Below are 20,422 nucleotides of genomic sequence, written 5' to 3' on the forward strand. Positions count from 1 at the left end.
ATTACTGTCTATCTTAATTCAAGATTCAACTTTATGCATTTACATTTCTATTATATCCTAAATTGATAAAAATAAATCATTAAATATATTATACCCATATCTCTTATATATTGTCAGCGGCTAATGAAGCTAAATGAAAAGGTCTAGGACACCCATTTTTTAAAACGCGTTTGTTAACTTAATAAGTAGAAAGCATCCGAGAGACCGCTTGACTTACTTCTCTCTATAACTAAAAATTAGCTACGAGAAAATCTACCATCATAGATTTCGTCATAGCTAATCTCAGCATATGTTATATTTTCAACATTTTTTATTAACAGTCTGGGCGCGTTATGAATCTTGGTTTACTTTAACGATTCTTGTATATTTTAAAAACTGTTCTGTGTACTTTTGTTTTATTTCGTTTAAACTGTCGTATGTGATGCCAACAATATGCCAATTAGGATTAAAATGATAAAATGAGTCTCTTTTTCTAGACCATTTAATCATACTTCCATCTCGATTGTATCTTGGTAAGGTCATCTCATAACCTTCTAATACGTTAATAAACGTTTGAAAGATATCAGGGTCGATACGGTTAAAATTATCTATGACTAAGTAACTTTTATCATTCCTAGGCATGAGACTTGTAATAAAACCTTCTCTATAATATAATGCTCCCGCTTCGTTTGGTAAGTATTTACCATAAAGCATGTCTTCTGTAAAATCAGGGTGTCCAGCTGTAATCACTGGGTTGGCATTTGTCTTTTGTAATAAGTTTTCTGCAGCTTTTAATCCTTCACCTTTATCAACAACTAAAAGTATGAATGGCTTGATATCATCTTCAGATTTATCAATAATGTAGTCACTTTTAACTGCTTCAAACTGTGATTTCATCCCATCATTTTCGCTCATTTCAAGTATAGCTTCAAACTGAGCACGAGACATACTAGCAATCGCTTGTTTGGCATTTTCTTGTAAATAATATAAATTCTTTAATTTAGGATGTTTATTTAATGTACTTAACGTTACAGGCTCGATTTCTTTTTCAAAATAAACTTCAATAGCAGTACTATTTGTACGCCCAGGGATTGGCGATTTTTCATGAATGTGTTGACTCACTTCTCCAATACCAATCACTGATTGATCTCTATGTTTATTATAAAAGACTAATAGGTCACCAATTTCTAGTTGGGTATAAAAATGATAACCGTTTCGTTTGATTCCGTTATATGTGTGTGTGTAAATCGTATTGTATGAATTAGGCTCAAACTCATGTTCTTCTGACATAAAGAAGTACCTAGGAATTTTAGTTTCACCTTTTCCTAAACTCACAATTAATTCAAATTCATTTTGCGTGATTTGGTTAAATAATTTTTCTTTCATATTGCTTATTCGAAACTCTAACTGTTCACTTCTTTTTAAATAATCAGTAGTTAAAGGCTTCAACTGTTCCAATAATTCGAAATGAACGCGTATTTTATTTTGAGCGCCTGACTGTACACTAGTGATCTCCCCAAATCCAAGTAAGCCTGTATCCATTTGTACTTGGTAAAATATAACTTTATCTCCAACTTTAGCTTGTTTAAAAGACCGGAAACCCTGTGACGGATTAAATTGTGCACCTGATTCAAATAATGTCGTTTGACCAACTAAGGGTTCGTTATGATTCCAGCGATTATACCCGCAATTTAACCAAAAATAACTTGTTTCCTCTGCCATTTAGATACTCCTTATCTCATATAAAAATTCTATTTTCTCATTATATTCAAAAAAATGCTCTCAAACAATTATTATAATAAATGAACCAATTTCATTGATATTAAACTTGTTACAATTACAACTATCCATGTCACTAAACCTAATAAAATTGGTTTTGCGCCGGCTTTTCTAAATTGTCTAAAATTAACACTCAAACCTATGCCTGCCATTGCCATCGTAATTAAGAATAATGATAATTGCTGGAATATATTAATAACAGTAGGCGAAAAATTAAAAATTGTACTAATTATAGAAGCAGCAATAAACCAAACAATGAACCATGGAAATATCTTCGTAATTGATGTATCAGTTTGTTTTGATTTTTCTTTACGGATTGTTCTATATGTAAAAAATAATACTACTGGTACGATCATTAACGTACGTGTTAATTTTACGATTGCACCCGTTTCCAATGCCGTGCTTCCATAGTTTGATGTTGCAGCTATCACACTGGATGTATCATTTATGGCTGTGCCACCAAAATAGCCAAATGCAGTTTCTCCCATATTTAATAAATGACCGAGTGGTGGAAATACAAAAACTGCTATTAAATTAAATAAGAATATTGTTGAAATAGCAAATGCTACTTCATTTTCTTTAGCTTTAATGACTGGGCTTGTTGCTGCAATAGCAGAACCACCACAAATAGATGTGCCTACGCCAATGAGAATACTTAAATTTTCATTTATTTTAAATACTTTCATTAAAAGATACACTACAATAAATGCAGCTAATAAAGTAATAATAATAATTGGTAATGATTTCCAACCAATAGCGCCTATCGATTTAAAGCTTAATGTAAACCCAAGCACAATAATGCTATAATGCAATATTTTTTTACTGCTAAATTGGATTCCAGCCTGATACTTTTTAGGTATTTCAAAAATATTATTTAAAAGGATCCCGATGACAATAGCAAATATTGCACTTCCCACTACAGGAAACTTACTTCCCATAATTGTTGCAACGAGTGCAATTACAAAAGTCATGATTATACCTCTAGTTTTCGGCATTTAGGCCACCTCCAATTTAAGTTCTATTTTACCACAAATATTTTAACACTAAAGAAAAATCCTTACTATTTTAAAGTGGTTTTAGTAGATTTAATCCTCAAACACACATCTATATTCTTGTATTTTTAATATATACTTAATTCGTTTATCAAAGCTTGCCCATAAAAAAAGTACCTTTTACTAAAAGTAAAGATACTAAATTTATTAATTATTGTGCGAGCGTTAACGCACCCATAATCGGCATGAAATTGATTAAAACACCACCGAATTTTAATAATCCATTTATCTCTTTGTTAGGTATCGTTATTAATGCAGCAATGATACCGATGATACCAATCATAACTGGTAAAAATAATGAAGGAAAAATAGGTAATTTTAAAAATATACCTGCACCAGCTAACATACCGCATATTAATGATACATATAAATATTTATACATTTTGAAACACTCCGTTTTATTATCTATAAATAACTAATAATTAGTTCATAATCGCCTTCAAAAATAGTATCTAAATCATCTGAAGTTAAAATGAAATTCTGACCTTGTGTTACATTATAAACATCGCCATCAATGATTACTTGCCCTGCTCCTTTTAGGATTGATACTAATACAAATTCTCTAGGTTTCATATAATTTAATGTGCCTGAAATTTCCCACTTAACCATTGTAAAAAAATCATTCGATACCAGTTGGATACGCTTATGATTTTCAATAATTTCTGTATCAGTTGCTATATTAATATTTTCTTGAGTAACCTCTACCACCGCTTTAGCTTTCTCTTGATTTAAACTTCGCCTGTCATTTGTTTCTTTTTCTCTATCAAAATCGTAGACACGGTATGTAACATCTGAAGATTGCATCGTTTCATACACAAGTACGCCAGCGCCAATTGAATGAATCGTCCCTGCAGGTATAAAATAAAATTCACCTGGTTGCACTTTTACTCTATTAAATAACTGGTCATAATTTTCGTCATCTATTTGTGCCATAGCGTTTTTTTTAGAATCCGCATTCGTACCATATATTATTTCCGCTCCTTCTTCAGCATCTATAATATACCAACATTCTGATTTACCGTATTGACCGTTTTCATGTTCATAAGCATATGCATCGTCTGGATGAACGTGTATTGATAAAGCTTCTTTGGCATCTATAATTTTCGTCATCAGTGGAAATTCTTGGCTTGGAAAATCACCAAATAATTCTCTATGGTCATGCCAAACTTTGTCTAGTGTCTGTCCTTTATAAGGTCCATTCATTACTTCACATCTACCATTTGGGTGTGCTGAAATTCCCCAAGCTTCTCCAATATTATTAGTAGGCAAATCGTAACCTAGTTCTTTTAACTTAGTGCCGCCCCATATTTTTTCATGTAATACTGGCTTTAAAAATAACGGCATCCATCACACCTCCAAACTTTCTTATCATAAATTTTAATTTAAAATTTATTTTTGAAATAAATATATACCGTATCATTTACTATTAGAATTTAATCTTGATTCAAAGAACTATTGAAATTGTATCATATATGTTGACGCATTATAAACTGTCACTGCAACGTTTTGTTATATTCAAATCATTAATTATTATATCAATTCTTTAAATGGAGTGGTAGTTTAATTAATACTGTTCAATTACATTCTCATAAATTTAACAATAAAATTATATAATTGTTATAAATTTTTTCGAATAAATACTTGCCATCTAATCATATTTGACATTATAATATGGTTAGAGTTAATCATTGACTCTGATTCTTTTACATATAAGGTAATGAATTATGATTATTTGGAAAAGTTGATTCCTTTTTCAAAATAAAAATTTGCAATAAAAGCCCAAACTTTTTTAGTTTGGGCTTTTTTATGTTTCTCAAATTTAAACAACTAGTGCAGTAAAATTCAAATTGATGGAAAGCGTTAAAATGCTCGACAACTACAAACGTTAGATGATCCCAGCCTACTTTTCTTTAAAGTTAGCTAATATCGTTTCTTTAACTTCGAATAAGTGTGACTGCATTGCTTTCACTGCTTGTTCATCGTCTCGGTCAGCAATTGCATTATAAATAACCACATGTTCTTCTAGTAATTTATTCATAGTCTTTTGTTTACTATAAATAAATATTTTCCTTGTTTCTTTCATAGAATCTTGCATTAGTTCTGAAATATTATTTAATAACTCTACTAACAAAGAATTATTGGCTGCTTTTGCAATCGCCAAATGAAACTCTAAATCAGCTCTTTCACCTGATGTTCCGTCAGTTATAGCTTCACCCATTTCATTTAAAGCAGTTTTTAATTCAACCAAGTCCTCTTCAGTATGGTGACAAGCAGCCATTTTAACTGTTGCACCTTCAACAATTTCTCTTAATTCTAATAATTCTTTTATTTGAACTAACGACGTAAATTTATCTCCTAATTCAAAAAACGTTGGTTCTACTTGTTTTACAAACGTACCATAACCTTGTTTAATTTCTAATACACCTATTGTTCTCAATGCATTCAGTGCTTCTCTCACCGATGCCACGCTTACACCATAATGTTGACTTAGTTTTTGTATAGATGGTATTTTATCGCCGACTTGATAGTCACCTGTTTTGATGCTCTCCAATAAATTATCTGCAACTTGCTCATAAATTTTACTGTTTGAAATCTTCATAGTTACCTCCAAACGATATCTATTATTATACCAAATTTTCTCAATAAAATTTATTAAAAGTTATAGATATTTTAAATAAAATAAAGACGAGACAGAAATCATTTGATTTTAAATGATTTCATTATCCCGCCCTGGAAAATATGATTCGAAATATAACCCTTGGCACAAAGTCTTTATATAAGAATTACTAACTCAAAAACAATGTATACAAGAGACAAGTCCTTTAAAAGTTTAATATAAATGTAGTTTCATTTCAGTTAACCAATATCAATACTATACTTAAGACTAAGACATTATATTTCCAATCTTATGGTTAAAAATAACTACTATTATTTATTTTTAAAATCAGTTAAGGCTTGTGGAATATCTTTTTCACCACTAACAATTTGGAATTCAGTATTTAAATAATCGTCAGTAGTCACAACTTCTTTCAACACTGAAGCAACATCTTCTCTTGGAATAGTGCCTCTGCCTTCAAAAAAGGCGCCTACTTCAATTTTATTTGTCCCGTCATCGTCTAGTAAGCCACCAGGATGAATAATTGTATATGGTATCGTTGCCTGTTTTAAATATTCATCTGCATAATGTTTTGCAATTGTATATGGCTTCAAATCGCCGCTTGAATCAAACGCTTCTCTTCTTGAATCATACGTTGACACCATAACAAATTGTTGCGCTTTATTCGCTTCGCTCGCTTTAATCGCTTTCACAGCACCATCTAAATCTACAATAATTGTTTTATCTGCACCTGTACTACCACCTGAACCTACAGAAAAAACTATTCGGTTGTAGCCTTTAAATTTTTCAGTCAGAGATTGGACATCATCTTTTTCAACATCTATTAACGTTGCGTTAATATTTTTTTCTTTTAATTGCTCTACTTGTGCTTCTTTTCTTACACCAGCTGTAAAATCTTCACCTTCAGCCTTTAATTGCTCTATTAAATAATGACCAACGCCACCATTTGCTCCAATAACTAAAATACTCATACTTTAAACCTCCTCTAAAAATTCGATTACTTAAAAGTCTACCACTTTTGTAGGTGTTTAAAACTAAAATGCATTATCTATTGACACTAGCAAAGAACCATATTAAGATATGAATATGTATTAATATATTCATATAAAAGGGGTGCATTTCTTGGAATCATCTATCAATACAGAAACTTTAAATCACATGACTGATATATTTAAAGCCTTAAGTGAAACAAACCGTATACGCATCATGCATTTATTATCACAAAGTTCAAGTAGTGTCGGTCATATCGCACATACTTTGAACATGAGTCAGTCCAATGTCTCTCATCAATTACGTATATTAAAACAAGCCCACTTAGTAAAATCAAATCGGGATGGTCAATCGATGATATATGCAATTGATGATACACATGTAACCACCTTATTAAAACAAGCAATTCATCATGCTAACCACAAATTATAAGAAAGGTGATGTCATATATGTCTCAATCTGAACATAATCACTCACACAATCATACACATGGCCATGTACACACCAATAATAAAAAAATATTGCTCATCAGCTTTCTCATTATAGGCATTTTTATGATTGTCGAAATCATTGGCGGCTTTGTAGCTAATAGTTTAGCTTTATTATCTGATGGTTTACACATGTTTAGTGATACAATCTCATTAGGCGTAGCTTTACTTGCTTTTATCTATGCCGAGAAGCATGCTACCAAAAATAAAACGTTTGGGTATAAACGTTTTGAAATTTTAGCAGCCTTATTTAATGGCGTAACTTTATTTGTTATTGGTATCTTTATTATCTTTGAAGCGGTGGATCGTTTCTTTAACCCAATGACAGTCAAATCAGCCGACATGCTTATTATTAGTACTATTGGCTTAATTGTTAATATTGTTGTTGCTACTTTAATGTTTAAAGGAGGCGACACGCATCATAATATAAATATGCGCGGTGCTTTTCTCCATGTTATTGGCGATTTATTAGGCTCTGTCGGTGCGATTGCAGCAGCTATTCTTATTTGGTTCTTTAACTGGACGATTGCTGACCCTATTGCAAGTATTATTGTGTCTCTACTTATTATAAAAAGCAGTTGGGGTATAACGAAATCTTCTATCAATATTTTAATGGAAGGTACACCAAGCGATGTAAATATGAATGAAACCATTAATACTATTACAAACGAACCACAAATAGTAAATGTACATGATTGTCACATTTGGACCATATCAAATGAGATGAACGCGTTAAGTTGTCACGCTGTAGTGCCAAACGACATGACCATTGAAGAAGGAGAACAGCTTTTAAATCGGCTCGAACATCGATTAGAACATCTCAATATCCAACATATGACCATTCAATTTGAAACGCCGCATCATAAACATGATGATGATACATTATGTTCAGCAGTTTATGCAGGAAAATAATTATTGCTAAACGCTTAAATATCCACTTCATATTAAAAAAGTGACTAGATTTATATGCTTATATCAAGCTTTTTAAATCTAGTCACTTTTTTCTATTCAATGCAATACTATAAATATGATTATTATCTAATATGTTGTTAGTTATAAAAATTTATCAAATATGAGTTCTTTAGCTGGTACTTGTTTTTCTTTAAAACCTCTTAAAAATTCTTCGTTATCATAAGGTATTTTCACACGTTCAAAGGAAATTTCATTTTCATCAATAGTAACAATACCATATACAGCGTAAGCGCCATTATTTAAACCTACAGATCCAGGATTAAAATACACTTTTGATTTGTCATCAAACAAATGAACTGTATGATTATGACCAAAAACAATTAAATCTGCGTCTTTATCCTCGAAAAGTGATTTAATATTTTCTTCGGTCGGTTCTACAATAGGACTAAAAGGTTGTCCATCGATTGGTGTATCTAATTTGTCATTTGGAATTTCATAATGTATAAACATTACTTTTTTATTATTTAGCGTCTTTTCAATCACACGGGGCAATGCGTTTAATTTGTCATAATAATCTTCATCTAAATGGCTTTCAATCCATTGGTGATGTTCATAAAACTTATCTTTTAAGTCTTCAGGGTAAGGCGTATCATTTACAATTGACATAACCGCTTCATCATGATTGCCTGCAATGATTTCCATATCATCTCTTTCAAATATTTCATCAAGTACTTTATTCGTTTCATGACCGACACCGATATTATCGCCTAAATTATATATTTTTTTAATATCTTTTCTACTATCAATATCATCCAACACTGTGTCTAAAGCATCAAAATTGCCATGTACATCAGTAAGAATTGCAAATTTCATGATGATATCTCCTTTCAACATTTTCTCATTTGGATATTTTAACATTTTATAGCCATTTTGTTACCTATTAATTTTAAAATCTTCAATTTTTTGATATCGTATTCTTATCACTAAAAAGGAGTGCTTAAAATTTGTTTAAATTTCATAAACTAGCGTTACAAAATGCAAAACCGCAAAATGCTAAAATTTTACTTTTTACAATTGTAAGTTTTATCATATTGTTTGCTTTGACTGTGCTAACGTTTATACCAGTACAACCAGCAATCTATAAATTTCTAATGTCAATGGCTATGCAACAACCTATTGGAAGTGCAATATTCACATTGGTATTATCGTTATTGATTCCATTAGTTGTTTTTATATTTGTTGGTTATCAACTTATTGCTGGAACTATATACACTATAGACAATGCAATTAATAAAGACAAGGTTAAATTTAAAGATTTATTTTCAATTTTTAAAAAAGGCAAATATGCTAAATCATTAAAATTATCTTTAATCACATTGCTATTTATTATTATTATATTAATACTTAATATTTTAATCGGTAAACTACTACAGTTAGGCATTGTGCAATTATTTACAGCATTACAAGGGCCGTTAAGCAGTTCCGATCATGCGCTTGGATGGTCGTTAACATTCCAAATTATCGCTGCTACATTACAAATATTTATATTATCATTTGTATATTGGTTCTTTGCAATCTTAATTATTAATTACACTTTATCTTTTGTTAAAAATCCTAGCGTTGGTGCTTGGTCAACAGTTAAACGTGGCTTTAAAGCAATTAAAAATGGTAATAAAACATGGTTTAAATTCTATCTAGGTATTTTACTATTAAATTTAATTGTTATTATTTTAGCAAATCCAGTTAGTCAGTTAATTTCAATAAGTACTGGCAGCATCTCACAAACGGTAGCTATGACAATTATTTATATCGTATCTGTAATTGTAATTATTATAAGATTATTTGTATACTACACAAACTTATTAGCAATTATACAATACTATAATAAAAATGGTGAAAAGATAGATAAATCAGAAATAACTAAAGCTAAAACTTCAGAGCAATCTAATCAAACAGATAAAGTTACAAATAGTGTAAACAACACAACTGAAAAAACTAAGTCAAATATCGAGCGTACATCAGACAATATTCAAGATACAGCTAAAGAAAAATCTTCAGATGTAAAAGATCAAATTGATAAGAAAAATGACTAATTAAAATAAAGAAACGGGTCAGAAACCATTAAATAATTGGGATTTCTGACCCGTTTCTCGTTTTCGTATTATGTTGAACTATATAACACTTATATTCTATAAGAAATGTGTTTTTAAGTATAATGCTGCCCCGTTTTCTTCATTAGTAAGTGAAGTGACATCATCAGCTAAAACTTGTATTTCTGGTCTTGCATTCTTCATTGCAACAGTGTAATTACCAAATGCAAACATAGCTCTATCATTGTCACTATCGCCTATCACTAGTGTCTCTTCTTGTTTTATATCAAAATGGTCTATCATTTCTTTAATTCCAGTACCTTTATCAATACCAAAAGCCATCGTTTCTGCATTAAAGCGAGAAGAATTCGATACACTTATTTGAAGCGATGATTGATCTTCCATTAATTGATTACGAAATTGTGTAATCTTGTCATATTCTGGTGAGAATAAATAAATTTTTGAAAATGATGTATGAGGAATAGTAGACTCCCAATCAACTTTTTCTACTATAGAAGCTCTTCTTGAAGTCCATTCGCTATATCCCACGTTTCCTGGCGGTGTTGGTTGAGCAAATAAAGCTTCTGCCCACGCTTTGTCTTCATTAAGAATAATTCGGTCACGGCCAAATGGAAAAACTTCATAATAAATCTCTTGTTCTTTCGCCCTTTTCACAATTTCATTTACTGTTTCAAAAGATAAGCTATGCTTAAATATTATTTCATTTTGCACAACACCAAAAGTACCGTTAGAACTTATAATGCCATCTACTGCAAACCCTTTAGGTACAAGATAACCAATTTCATCATGTGCCCTACCAGTCGCTAAAAATACTTTATACCCACAATCTCTTAACGTTTGAATAATCTCTGCTGTTTCAGAATCTACACGATTATCTTTATGTAAAATTGTGCCATCCATATCTAAAAATATTGCTTTCACATTATCCATTTAAACAAGTCCTCCATCAAGTATTATCGTCTTAAATTATGGCATGTAATCTATTTTTCTGCAATCTTCTCTTCATTTAAAAATAATGCATAGCGTTCATCATGATACGTTATGTTAACATTTCTTTTAAAAAAAGAACTTAATGTATGACTATTGAGTATTTCAGTAATTGACCCTTGTTTAAAAGTTTTGCCATTTTTTAATAAAAATCCGTAATCTATATCTTTAGTAATTTCTTCTACAAAATGTGTAACATAAATAACAGCTAATTGAGGATTTTGTCTATATAATTGTGTCAATGCACTTAATAAATCTTCTCTAGCAATAAAATCTAAACCAGAAGCCGGCTCATCTAAAATTAATAACTTAGGGTCCCCCATCAATGCTCTTGCTATCAAAACTTTTTGACGTTCTCCAGTAGAAAGATATCCATAATATTGATTTTCAAAGTGAGACATCCCCATTTGTTTTAAATACTGCTTTGCCGTATTTTCATATTGCTGTGGCACCTCTTGGAATACACCAATAGATTTAAATATACCACTGATTACAACATCTAAGACAATTTCTCCATCTTGAAAGCGATCCATTAAACTATTGGATACGAATCCAATTTGGTTACGCACATTATCTGCAGAATATCCTTTTTTACCTGGTTTCATACCGAATAATGTCATCTCTCCAGAGGTATTAGGCTCATATGCATTTAAAATATTTAATAGTGTTGTCTTGCCTGCGCCATTTAACCCATAAAGCATCCATTTTTCTCCTTCATTTATTTGCCAACTAACGTCTTTGATAATTTCATTTCCCTGTTTTCTTCTTGCAATATGTTTCAAATCAATAAGCATAAATAAATTCCCCTTTTAAAACTTTAAATTATTATTCGTTCACTCTAAATAGCTTTGTTAGTGTTTTTCCTTTGGTTAATTCATCGATTATTGTATTTAAACGCCTGATTGCTTTCATTATCGAATTTTCCATAAGTTCAACACTTATCCTACAAACGACGCCACGCATTTTAGTTCTGTCAGAGTTTAACTAAAGTGCTCGTTTAATAAATATTTCATATGTCATACCATCTTCAATTAGAGCATTTAATTGCGCTTGGTGTAACCAGTCATCCAATGTATAATTTCATTTACTCCATCTTGCGTTCTACCTTTTTTCTTAGCTTTTCTAACTAAATGAGGATAAACTTTTCCAAATTTCATATTATAAATATTAGGTTTAGTCATTAAATGCGCTTTTCTTTAATTGCTCATAGTAAACTATATTTTAACATAAATAAACAAGGTTATTTTCATAAAATTCTGTTAATAATAATAAAATTTTATGTATTAAAAAAGCAGGAATAAAATCATCATTCGATTTTATTCCTGTCTTATATTATACTCCATAATTTATTCAGAAGTTATCTTTTCATAATAAATTGCCAATAGTTGAACTTCTTAGATTTCATCTCTATTAGCAAACTAGTAAAAGATTCAGCATTTATTCAACTGTGACAGATTTAGCTAAATTACGTGGTTTATCCACATCTAAATCTCTGTGTAAAGCTGCATAATAAGAAATTAACTGCATTGCAACAACAGCTACTAACGGTGTTAATAGTTCATGTACATGAGGGATGACATAAGTATCTCCATCTTTATTCAATCCATCCATTGAAATAATACATGGATTTGCGCCTCGCGCTGCAACTTCTTTTACATTACCACGAATAGAAGGATTAACATTTTCTTGTGTTGCTAAGGCGATCACTGGCGTGCCTTCTTCGATTAATGCTATTGTACCGTGTTTTAACTCTCCGCCTGCAAACCCTTCTGCTTGAATGTAAGAAATTTCTTTTAATTTTAATGCGCCTTCTAAACTAACATTATAATCTATTGTACGACCAATAAAGAATGCGTTTCTAGTTGTTTCTAAGAAATCTGTCGCAATTTGTTCCATAACATCTGCATCATCTACGATTGTTTCAATCGCTGTAGTCACTTTTGCAAGTTCACGTAATAGCGCTACGTCAGCTTCTCTACCATGTTCTTTAGCTACAATTTGTGACAAGATTGAAAGCACTGCAATTTGTGCTGTATAAGCTTTTGTAGATGCAACAGCAATTTCAGGTCCTGCATGTAACAGTAACGTATGATCCGCTTCACGTGATAATGTAGAACCTGGAACATTTGTAATTGTTAATGATTTATGACCTAGTTTTTTAGTTTCTACTAAAACAGCACGGCTATCAGCTGTTTCACCTGATTGTGAAATATAAATAAATAATGGTTTTTCTGAAAGTAGCGGCATATTATATACAAACTCTGAAGCTACATGTACTTCTGTGGGTACGCCAGCCCATTTTTCTAAATATTCTTTACCGACCAATCCTGCATGATAACTTGTGCCAGCAGCAATAATATAAATTCTATCTGCATTAGCCACATCTCTTGTAATATCTGCATCCATTTTCAGATTACCTTCATCATCTTGATATTCTTGAATAATACGGCGCATTACTGCTGGTTGCTCATGAATTTCTTTTAACATGTAATGATCATAGACACCTTTTTCAGCATCTGCAGCATCAATTTGTGCAGTATATGCTTCTCTATTTTGAATGTTACCCTCTTGGTCTTTAATAACCACTTCGTCTCGTTTTACAATAACAATTTCATGATCATGAATTTCTTTATATTGATTTGTGACTTGTAACATTGCAAGCGCATCTGAAGCAATAACATTAAAACCATCACCTACACCAATTAATAGTGGTGATTTGTTTTTAGCCACATACATAGTATCTCTATCTTGACTATCAATTAAGCCTAATGCGTAAGAACCCTCTAATAAAGATACGACTTTGGTAAATGCAGCTTCTGTAGAAAGACCTTTATCTGAGAAGTATTCAACTAATTGAACGATAATTTCTGTATCCGTTTCAGATAAGAATGTAACATTTGATAAGTACGCATCACTTAATTCTTCGTAATTTTCAATCACACCATTATGCACTAAAGTAAATCGGTTGGTCGCAGATTGGTGAGGGTGTGAATTTTCATAATTGGGTACACCATGTGTTGCCCAACGTGTATGACCAATACCTACGTTGCCATCAATATCTTCACTGTCTGCAACTTTTCTAAGTTCTGCAATGCGCCCTTTTGATTTAAATACATTTGTACCTTCATCATTAACAACGGCGATACCTGCAGAGTCATAACCTCTATATTCTAACTTTTCTAAACCTTTCAACAATAATTCTTTGGCATTATCATGCCCTATATATCCAACAATTCCACACATATACATATTCCTCCAATGTAATGGTGACGGGTATTGAACGTTCGGCGTATAGGAACCTGTTCAATATAAAATAGGCCAATTCAAATAAATTCCTTTTATTTGTTCAATAACAAGGAATAACAAAATAGGCACAGAAATCCCATCCACCTTATAATTTTAATTTTTATTAAATTTGGCTATCTTATTAACTTTGTGCACTAGGTCGCCCTAATGTTTTCCTTAATAAGTTTACGAATGAGCCACATCCGGGATAGCATCCGCCGATGGTTCGATAACTATCCTCCTCGTCTACAAGCTTCAATCTCACGTCTATTAAGATTTCTGTTTTAAACCTTAAATATTCAACATTTAACCGCTTCACTTGCACAGGCGCTTTGATTAAGTTACTCGAAACTATCCTCCTTTCTTCAATATTATTAATTGTACAATGTATTTAAGCCTAAATGCAAATTTTTTATAAATATACAAGTTAAATTCTATTTTTTAATGATTAACGAACGTCTTTAAAATCCAAAACCTTCCATATATTTGCACCATTTAATAGTCATAAACTTGTCAAACACACTGTGCCAAATTTGAAATTACTATTTGTTGTTTATTTATGAAAATAGACCTACAATGTACTTACAAATAAAGAGAAAAAGAGGTGCAAATTATGTCACAAACAGATACTCAAGACAAAAAGGGTATAGGCCGTAAAGTTCAAGCTTTTGGTTCATTTTTAAGTAGTATGATTATGCCAAATATTGGTGCATTTATCGCATGGGGCTTTATCGCTGCAATCTTTATTGATGGCGGTTGGTGGCCAAATAAAGATTTAAGTGAATTAGCTGGCCCGATGATCACTTATTTAATACCTCTATTAATTGCCTATAGTGGTGGGCGTTTAATTCACGAAATGCGTGGCGGTATTATCGCAGCTGTAGCAACAATGGGTGTGATTGTAGCATTACCTGATACGCCGATGTTACTTGGCGCAATGATTATGGGCCCACTCGTTGGTTGGTTAATGAAGAAAACAGATGAATTTATTCAACCAAGAACCCCACAAGGTTTTGAAATGTTATTCAATAACTTTTCAGCTGGTATTTTAGGCTTCATTATGACAATCGTTGGTTTTAAAGTACTAGCACCAATCATGGAATTTATCATGCACATTTTATCAGTAGCTGTTGAAGCGTTGGTACATGCGCATCTACTTCCATTAGTAAGTATTATCGTAGAACCTGCAAAAATCGTTTTCTTAAATAATGCAATTAACCATGGTGTATTCACACCACTTGGTGCAGACCAAGCAGCTTCTGCAGGCCAATCTATTTTATATACAATTGAATCAAATCCTGGCCCTGGTTTAGGTGTATTAGTTGCTTATATGATATTTGGTAAAGGAACAGCTAAAGCAACTTCATATGGCGCAGGTATTATTCATTTCTTAGGTGGTATTCATGAAATTTACTTCCCTTATGTATTAATGAGACCATTGTTATTTATCGCTGTAATCTTAGGTGGTATGACTGGTGTAGCAACTTATTCATTAGTAGACTTTGGGTTCAAGAGTCCAGCATCTCCAGGCTCATTTATAGTTTACATGCTCAATGCCCCTAAAGGTGAATTCTTACACATGATTATTGGTGTAGCGCTTGCTGCGATTGTTTCATTTATAGTTTCATCTATCATATTGAAATTCACAAAAGAAACTGAAGATATAGAAACAGCAACAGAGAAAATGGAAGCATCAAAAGGTAAAAAATCAAGTGTATCTTCTAAGTTAACAGGGAATAATGAAGAAAGCACAACTGCCACTACAAGCACTACAGAAAATGACGAAGCCCAATCAGAAGATGATTTACTAGATAATTATGATACTGAAAATGTAGATGCACATGATTATAGTAAAGTAAACCACGTTATCTTTGCTTGTGATGCAGGTATGGGATCTAGTGCGATGGGTGCAAGTATGTTACGTAATAAATTTAAAAAAGCTGGTGTACAAGATGTAGATGTTACTAACACTGCTATTAATCAATTACCTAGTGACGCCCAACTTGTCATTACTCAGAAAAAATTAACTGACAGAGCGATTAAACAAGTTCCAAGCGCAATTCATATTTCAGTTGAAAATTTCTTAAATTCACCGAGATATGATGAATTATTAGAAAACCTAAAAAAAGAAGATAACTAATTACTCACTATAAGAAATTGTACTGGAGGGTATGGCTATGTTTTTGAGTACGCGTGAAAAAGAAATTATCGAAATGTTAATTAAGTATCACGGTCAATATGTCACGATTTATGACATTGCTCAACATTTAGCTGTATCCTCTCGTACTATTCATAGAGAATTAAAATCTATAGAATTATTTTTGGAACACTTCAACATTACTTTAGAGCGTGTCACTAAAAAAGGATTACAATTATCGAGTAATCAACAAGCTATTCGAGCGTTAAAAAAAGAATTACTTCAACAAAATACGATCGACCTATCACAAGAAGAACAAAAAGTAATTATTTTGTACGCACTCATTCAGGCCAAAGAACCAATCAAGCAATATGGCTTGGCTCAAGAAATTGGTGTTTCCACTCAAACTTTAGCTAAATTACTAGACGAATTAGATACAGAACTAGCACAATATCAATTATCACTACAGAAAAAACGTGGTGAAGGGATTCACCTATATGGCGCTGAATCTAAAAAAAGAGAACTGTTAAGTCAATTAATGGTCAATAACTTAAATAGTACGAGTGTCTACTCGGTAATTGAAAATCACTTCGTGTATCAATCGATTAATCAATCACAATTACCAATGGTTGATATCGATAAAATTTTCCAAGTAGAACGAATTCTAATGGACCATTTAGGCCAACTACCCTATTCTTTAACAGAATCTAGTTATTTAACACTGACTGTACACATCGTACTTAGTATTGATCGAATGCTTAAGGGAGAATATGTAGCTTTAAATGAAGATATCTATAACAGCGTCAAAGATACCTTTGAGCATCAAATTGCATCAGCTTTAGCATTACACCTGGAACACATATATGGTGTTGCGTTCAATCAGGCAGAAATAACTTTTATCACAATTCATTTACGTGGCGCTAAACGTAAAGAATCTACTGAAGTATTTAAAAACCAAAAAGACCAAGATCTAATTGAACAACTCATTCAACATGTATCAAACGTATCTCAGCAAACATTTAAAGATTGGAAAACATTAAGTGAAGGTTTGAAATTGCATATCATACCTGCAATCAACCGTCTAAATGCCAACATTGAAACATACAATCCTTTAACAGATATGATTAAACACAAATACCCAAGACTATTTGAAAGTGTTCATCAAGGCTTACTTAAAACTTGGCCAAACTTTAAATTTCCAGATAGTGAAATTGCATTTATCGTCTTGCATTTTGGTGGTGCAATTCAAAAGCAAGCAACACCATTTTATAAGGTGCTTGTCGTTTGCAGTAGCGGTATCGGTACAAGTCGTTTACTCGCTACACGATTACAACAGACTTTTAGTGAAATTCAACAAACAGTCCAAGCATCTGTTGGTGAGCTGAATTCAATCGATTTTGACCAATATGACGCTATTATTTCAACAGTTAATTTAGATACTAAATCACCCTATTTAACAGTTAATCCATTATTACCAGACGCAGATATAAATCATGTAGCTGCTTTTCTAAATACGCAACAATATAATAAATCTCAAATGCAAATGGTTGACGACACAAATACAACTATTTCAAATCCTGAGTCTCAATTGAATTATATTCGTAAAGGTTTAGAAGTAATAGATTCTGTTTATATAGATTATACAAATATTACAAATTGGATTACTTATTTAACAAACCAATTATTAAAACATCAAATTATTGATGATGAACAGTCATTCGCTGATCTTATTAAGCAACGAATGGAGGTACAGAGTTTTGTTTTAGATCCCTATCCCATAGCAATGCCACATATTAAAAGTGATTTAATACAAAAACCATTTATTTTAATTACCATCTTAGAGAAACCTCTGTCGCTTAATAATAATCAAAATGATAGTATTTCTGTAACATATTTATTAAATATGTTTATCCCCCCAGATGATACCATGGCACAACTTGTCAGTGATTTATCTGGTAAAATGGCAGAATATCTTGATGATATTGATCATTTTATGGAAAAGCCTGAACAATTATTAGTGTTTTTAAAACAAAGTTATTTGAAACAACTACAAAATCAATTAAACATGGAGTGAATAATATGAGCGAATTATTTAGCAATGACAATATTTTTATTAACCAAACGGTAGAAGATCAAAATGAAGCAATTGAAAAAGCAGGGCAAGCATTAGTTTCAACTGGTGCTGTCACAGAAGATTATATTCAAGCAATGAAAGATCGCGAACAAGTTGTTACTACTTTTATGGGTAATGGCTTAGCAATCCCACATGGTACAGATGAAGCAAAAACAAGTGTACTAAAATCTGGTTTAACTTTAATCCAAATTCCTGAGGGTGTAGATTGGGATGGAGAAGAAGTTAAAGTCGTTGTTGGTATTGCAGGTAAAGATGGGGAACACTTAGACTTATTATCTAAAATTGCGATTACATTTAGCGAAGAAGAAAACGTAGAACGTATCATTAACGCGTCTTCAGCAGAGGAGATCAAACAAGTATTTGAGGAGGCTGACGCATAATGAAAGCATTACATTTTGGTGCTGGTAACATTGGCCGAGGCTTTATAGGTTATATTTTAGCTGATAATGATATTAAAGTTACATTTGCAGATGTTAATGCTGAAATTATCGATGCTTTAGATGCTAAACATGAATATGACGTTATCCTAGCAGATCAAGCACATACAACGACTCGCGTGCATAATGTGGACGCCATCAATTCAGGACAACCTTCTGAAAGTTTAAAACAAGCAGTATTAGAAGCGGATTTAATTACTACTGCAGTAGGCGTCAATGTTTTACCTATTATTGCCAAAACATTTGCGCCCTATTTAAAAGAAAAAGAAACCCCAGTAAACATTGTTGCTTGTGAAAATGCAATTATGGCAACGAATACTTTAAAAGATGCGATATTAGATATCACTGGCCCTTTAGGTGATCACATCCATTTTGCAAACTCAGCAGTTGATAGAATTGTTCCTCTACAAACCAATGAGCACATTTTAGATGTGGTAGTTGAACCTTTCTACGAATGGGTCGTAGAAAAAGATGCATGGTTTGGTCCCGAATTAAATCATATAAAATATGTTGAGAACTTAACGCCATACATTGAAAGAAAGTTATTAACAGTAAACACAGGGCATGCTTTCTTAGCTTACGCTGGTAGATTTTTTGGCCAACCAACCATTTTAGATGCAGTGAAAGATGCTCATATTAAACATGATTTAGAACGCGTACTTGAAGAAACAAGCCAATATATTACAAATCAATTTGATTTTACAGTGGCAGAACAAGCACAATATGTTGAGAAAATCATCGAGCGTTTCAAAAACCCTAATCTTTCAGATGAAGTAACACGTGTAGGACGTGGAACAATCCGTAAAATTGGACCACAAGATAGAATTGTTAAACCATTAAATTACTTATATCAGAATAATTTAGAACATGACGCTTTAGTTAAAGCTGCTGCGTTACTTCTAAAATACGATGATACAAATGACCAAGAAACAGTAGAAAAAAATGACTATATTAAAGAACATGGCATCGAAGCATTCTTAAAAGATTATGCTAAAATTGATGACCAATTAGTTTCTGAAATCGTTAAAGCTTACAATGTACTGTAATAATATAATAATACAACGTAAGTATCGAGATGGACCTAAACACCCTATTTAAAGTAAGAGGGTAAAACATAAATATCTAGTCTCAAAATAAGAGAGCTAATCCGTAATGGGTTTAGCTCTCTTTTAATTTTAAAATCATAACTGAAATTAAACAAGATAGCGATACAAATTGTGCAGGAGTTATTAAAAAATATATTTGTCTAATCTAATCATATAGCTTAATAGATGAAGCACAAGATGTCGTTGTTCCTAAAATTAAAGTTACATCCAAATACTATTTGTATAGCTTATAAATCATTTTCAATAGTAAAAAACTGCCAACACAGTTACTCATACAAAAATGGCTCTATACTAAACAGGACTGATATAAAAATCAGTCCTGTTTTTTGGTACAAAAAAAGCGCAAAAATCTCTATAATTTAAATATCTGACCAAATAAATTAAGGAGAGATTATGCGCCTATGAATT

The 20,422-nt window shown here is 31.9% G+C and carries 19 protein-coding genes; 7 read left to right on the plus strand and 12 right to left on the minus strand.

The annotated features are described in order from the left end of the window. Window positions 1-330: 330 nt before the first annotated feature. The 6 genes from IEU88_RS12850 to IEU88_RS12875 all read right to left on the minus strand — a co-directional run bounded on the left by IEU88_RS12850 (window position 331) and on the right by IEU88_RS12875 (window position 6,398). The gene (locus IEU88_RS12850) at window positions 331-1,701 is read right to left on the minus strand and encodes an EVE domain-containing protein (protein WP_096808751.1); all 1,371 of its coding nucleotides are present in this window, start codon (window positions 1,699-1,701) and stop codon (window positions 331-333) included. A 71-nt stretch (window positions 1,702-1,772) separates the two neighbouring features. After that, window positions 1,773-2,753: a YeiH family protein gene (locus IEU88_RS12855; protein WP_096808750.1), complete on the minus strand. Its 981-nt coding sequence runs from the start codon at window positions 2,751-2,753 to the stop codon at window positions 1,773-1,775. 208 nt (window positions 2,754-2,961) lie between these two features. Continuing rightward, window positions 2,962-3,192 (minus strand): hypothetical protein, encoded by a 231-nt coding sequence (locus tag IEU88_RS12860; RefSeq protein ID WP_096808749.1) that lies wholly within the window; start codon window positions 3,190-3,192, stop codon window positions 2,962-2,964. Window positions 3,193-3,215: 23 nt separating this feature from the next. Further along, a complete protein-coding gene (locus IEU88_RS12865) occupies window positions 3,216-4,154 on the minus strand; it encodes a type I phosphomannose isomerase catalytic subunit (protein WP_103373706.1) in 939 nt (312 codons plus the stop codon). Window positions 4,155-4,710: 556 nt separating this feature from the next. Continuing rightward, the gene (locus IEU88_RS12870; RefSeq protein ID WP_096808747.1) at window positions 4,711-5,409 is read right to left on the minus strand and encodes a FadR/GntR family transcriptional regulator; all 699 of its coding nucleotides are present in this window, start codon (window positions 5,407-5,409) and stop codon (window positions 4,711-4,713) included. Window positions 5,410-5,738: 329 nt separating this feature from the next. Continuing rightward, window positions 5,739-6,398: an SDR family oxidoreductase gene (locus tag IEU88_RS12875; RefSeq protein ID WP_096808746.1), complete on the minus strand. Its 660-nt coding sequence runs from the start codon at window positions 6,396-6,398 to the stop codon at window positions 5,739-5,741. A gap of 187 nt (window positions 6,399-6,585) precedes the next feature. Here IEU88_RS12875 and IEU88_RS12880 point away from each other — a divergent pair, with 187 nt between their 5' ends. Both IEU88_RS12880 and czrB read left to right on the plus strand, forming a co-directional pair. Further along, window positions 6,586-6,849: an ArsR/SmtB family transcription factor gene (locus IEU88_RS12880; protein ID WP_174221777.1), complete on the plus strand. Its 264-nt coding sequence runs from the start codon at window positions 6,586-6,588 to the stop codon at window positions 6,847-6,849. 17 nt (window positions 6,850-6,866) lie between these two features. After that, a complete protein-coding gene (gene czrB / locus IEU88_RS12885; protein ID WP_096808744.1) occupies window positions 6,867-7,817 on the plus strand; it encodes a CDF family zinc efflux transporter CzrB in 951 nt (316 codons plus the stop codon). Window positions 7,818-7,958: 141 nt separating this feature from the next. Here the strand turns inward: czrB and IEU88_RS12890 are convergent, their stop codons facing one another. Then, on the minus strand, window positions 7,959-8,690 hold the full coding sequence (locus IEU88_RS12890) for a metallophosphoesterase family protein (protein ID WP_096808743.1): 732 nt from the start codon (window positions 8,688-8,690) through the stop codon (window positions 7,959-7,961). Window positions 8,691-8,821: 131 nt separating this feature from the next. Here IEU88_RS12890 and IEU88_RS12895 point away from each other — a divergent pair, with 131 nt between their 5' ends. Continuing rightward, window positions 8,822-9,910 carry a hypothetical protein gene (locus IEU88_RS12895; protein WP_108909225.1) on the plus strand — a complete coding sequence of 363 codons (1,089 nt, stop codon included), beginning with the start codon at window positions 8,822-8,824 and terminating at the stop codon, window positions 9,908-9,910. 96 nt (window positions 9,911-10,006) lie between these two features. On the opposite strand, the gene IEU88_RS12900 is transcribed toward IEU88_RS12895, so the two are convergent. The 5 genes from IEU88_RS12900 to glmS all read right to left on the minus strand — a co-directional run bounded on the left by IEU88_RS12900 (window position 10,007) and on the right by glmS (window position 14,158). Continuing rightward, window positions 10,007-10,858: an HAD family hydrolase gene (locus IEU88_RS12900; protein ID WP_115359562.1), complete on the minus strand. Its 852-nt coding sequence runs from the start codon at window positions 10,856-10,858 to the stop codon at window positions 10,007-10,009. A gap of 50 nt (window positions 10,859-10,908) precedes the next feature. Continuing rightward, window positions 10,909-11,709 carry an ABC transporter ATP-binding protein gene (locus IEU88_RS12905; RefSeq protein WP_096808740.1) on the minus strand — a complete coding sequence of 267 codons (801 nt, stop codon included), beginning with the start codon at window positions 11,707-11,709 and terminating at the stop codon, window positions 10,909-10,911. A 31-nt stretch (window positions 11,710-11,740) separates the two neighbouring features. Next, on the minus strand, window positions 11,741-11,842 hold the full coding sequence (locus IEU88_RS13790; RefSeq protein WP_255201769.1) for a DUF2200 family protein: 102 nt from the start codon (window positions 11,840-11,842) through the stop codon (window positions 11,741-11,743). A 113-nt stretch (window positions 11,843-11,955) separates the two neighbouring features. Then, window positions 11,956-12,096, minus strand: coding sequence for a DUF2200 family protein (locus IEU88_RS13795; RefSeq protein WP_250644972.1), 141 nt, complete (start codon window positions 12,094-12,096; stop codon window positions 11,956-11,958). 256 nt (window positions 12,097-12,352) lie between these two features. Continuing rightward, window positions 12,353-14,158, minus strand: coding sequence for a glutamine--fructose-6-phosphate transaminase (isomerizing) (glmS, locus tag IEU88_RS12915; RefSeq protein WP_096808739.1), 1,806 nt, complete (start codon window positions 14,156-14,158; stop codon window positions 12,353-12,355). A gap of 655 nt (window positions 14,159-14,813) precedes the next feature. On the opposite strand from glmS, the gene IEU88_RS12920 reads away from it, so the two are divergent. The 4 genes from IEU88_RS12920 to IEU88_RS12935 are packed head-to-tail and all read left to right on the plus strand — an operon-like array spanning window position 14,814 to window position 19,954. Further along, a complete protein-coding gene (locus IEU88_RS12920; protein ID WP_103373039.1) occupies window positions 14,814-16,340 on the plus strand; it encodes a PTS mannitol transporter subunit IIBC in 1,527 nt (508 codons plus the stop codon). A 37-nt stretch (window positions 16,341-16,377) separates the two neighbouring features. Then, window positions 16,378-18,411 carry a BglG family transcription antiterminator gene (locus IEU88_RS12925; RefSeq protein WP_107644409.1) on the plus strand — a complete coding sequence of 678 codons (2,034 nt, stop codon included), beginning with the start codon at window positions 16,378-16,380 and terminating at the stop codon, window positions 18,409-18,411. Window positions 18,412-18,416: 5 nt separating this feature from the next. After that, entirely contained in the window at window positions 18,417-18,851 is a 435-nt protein-coding gene (locus tag IEU88_RS12930; RefSeq protein ID WP_096808736.1) for a PTS mannitol transporter subunit IIA, read from the plus strand. Beyond that, window positions 18,851-19,954: a mannitol-1-phosphate 5-dehydrogenase gene (locus tag IEU88_RS12935; RefSeq protein WP_103373679.1), complete on the plus strand. Its 1,104-nt coding sequence runs from the start codon at window positions 18,851-18,853 to the stop codon at window positions 19,952-19,954. The genes IEU88_RS12930 and IEU88_RS12935 overlap by 1 nt, the downstream gene beginning before the upstream one ends. Window positions 19,955-20,422 lie beyond the last annotated feature (468 nt).

Source organism: Staphylococcus nepalensis (assembly GCF_014635045.1).
GTDB lineage: Bacteria > Bacillota > Bacilli > Staphylococcales > Staphylococcaceae > Staphylococcus > Staphylococcus nepalensis.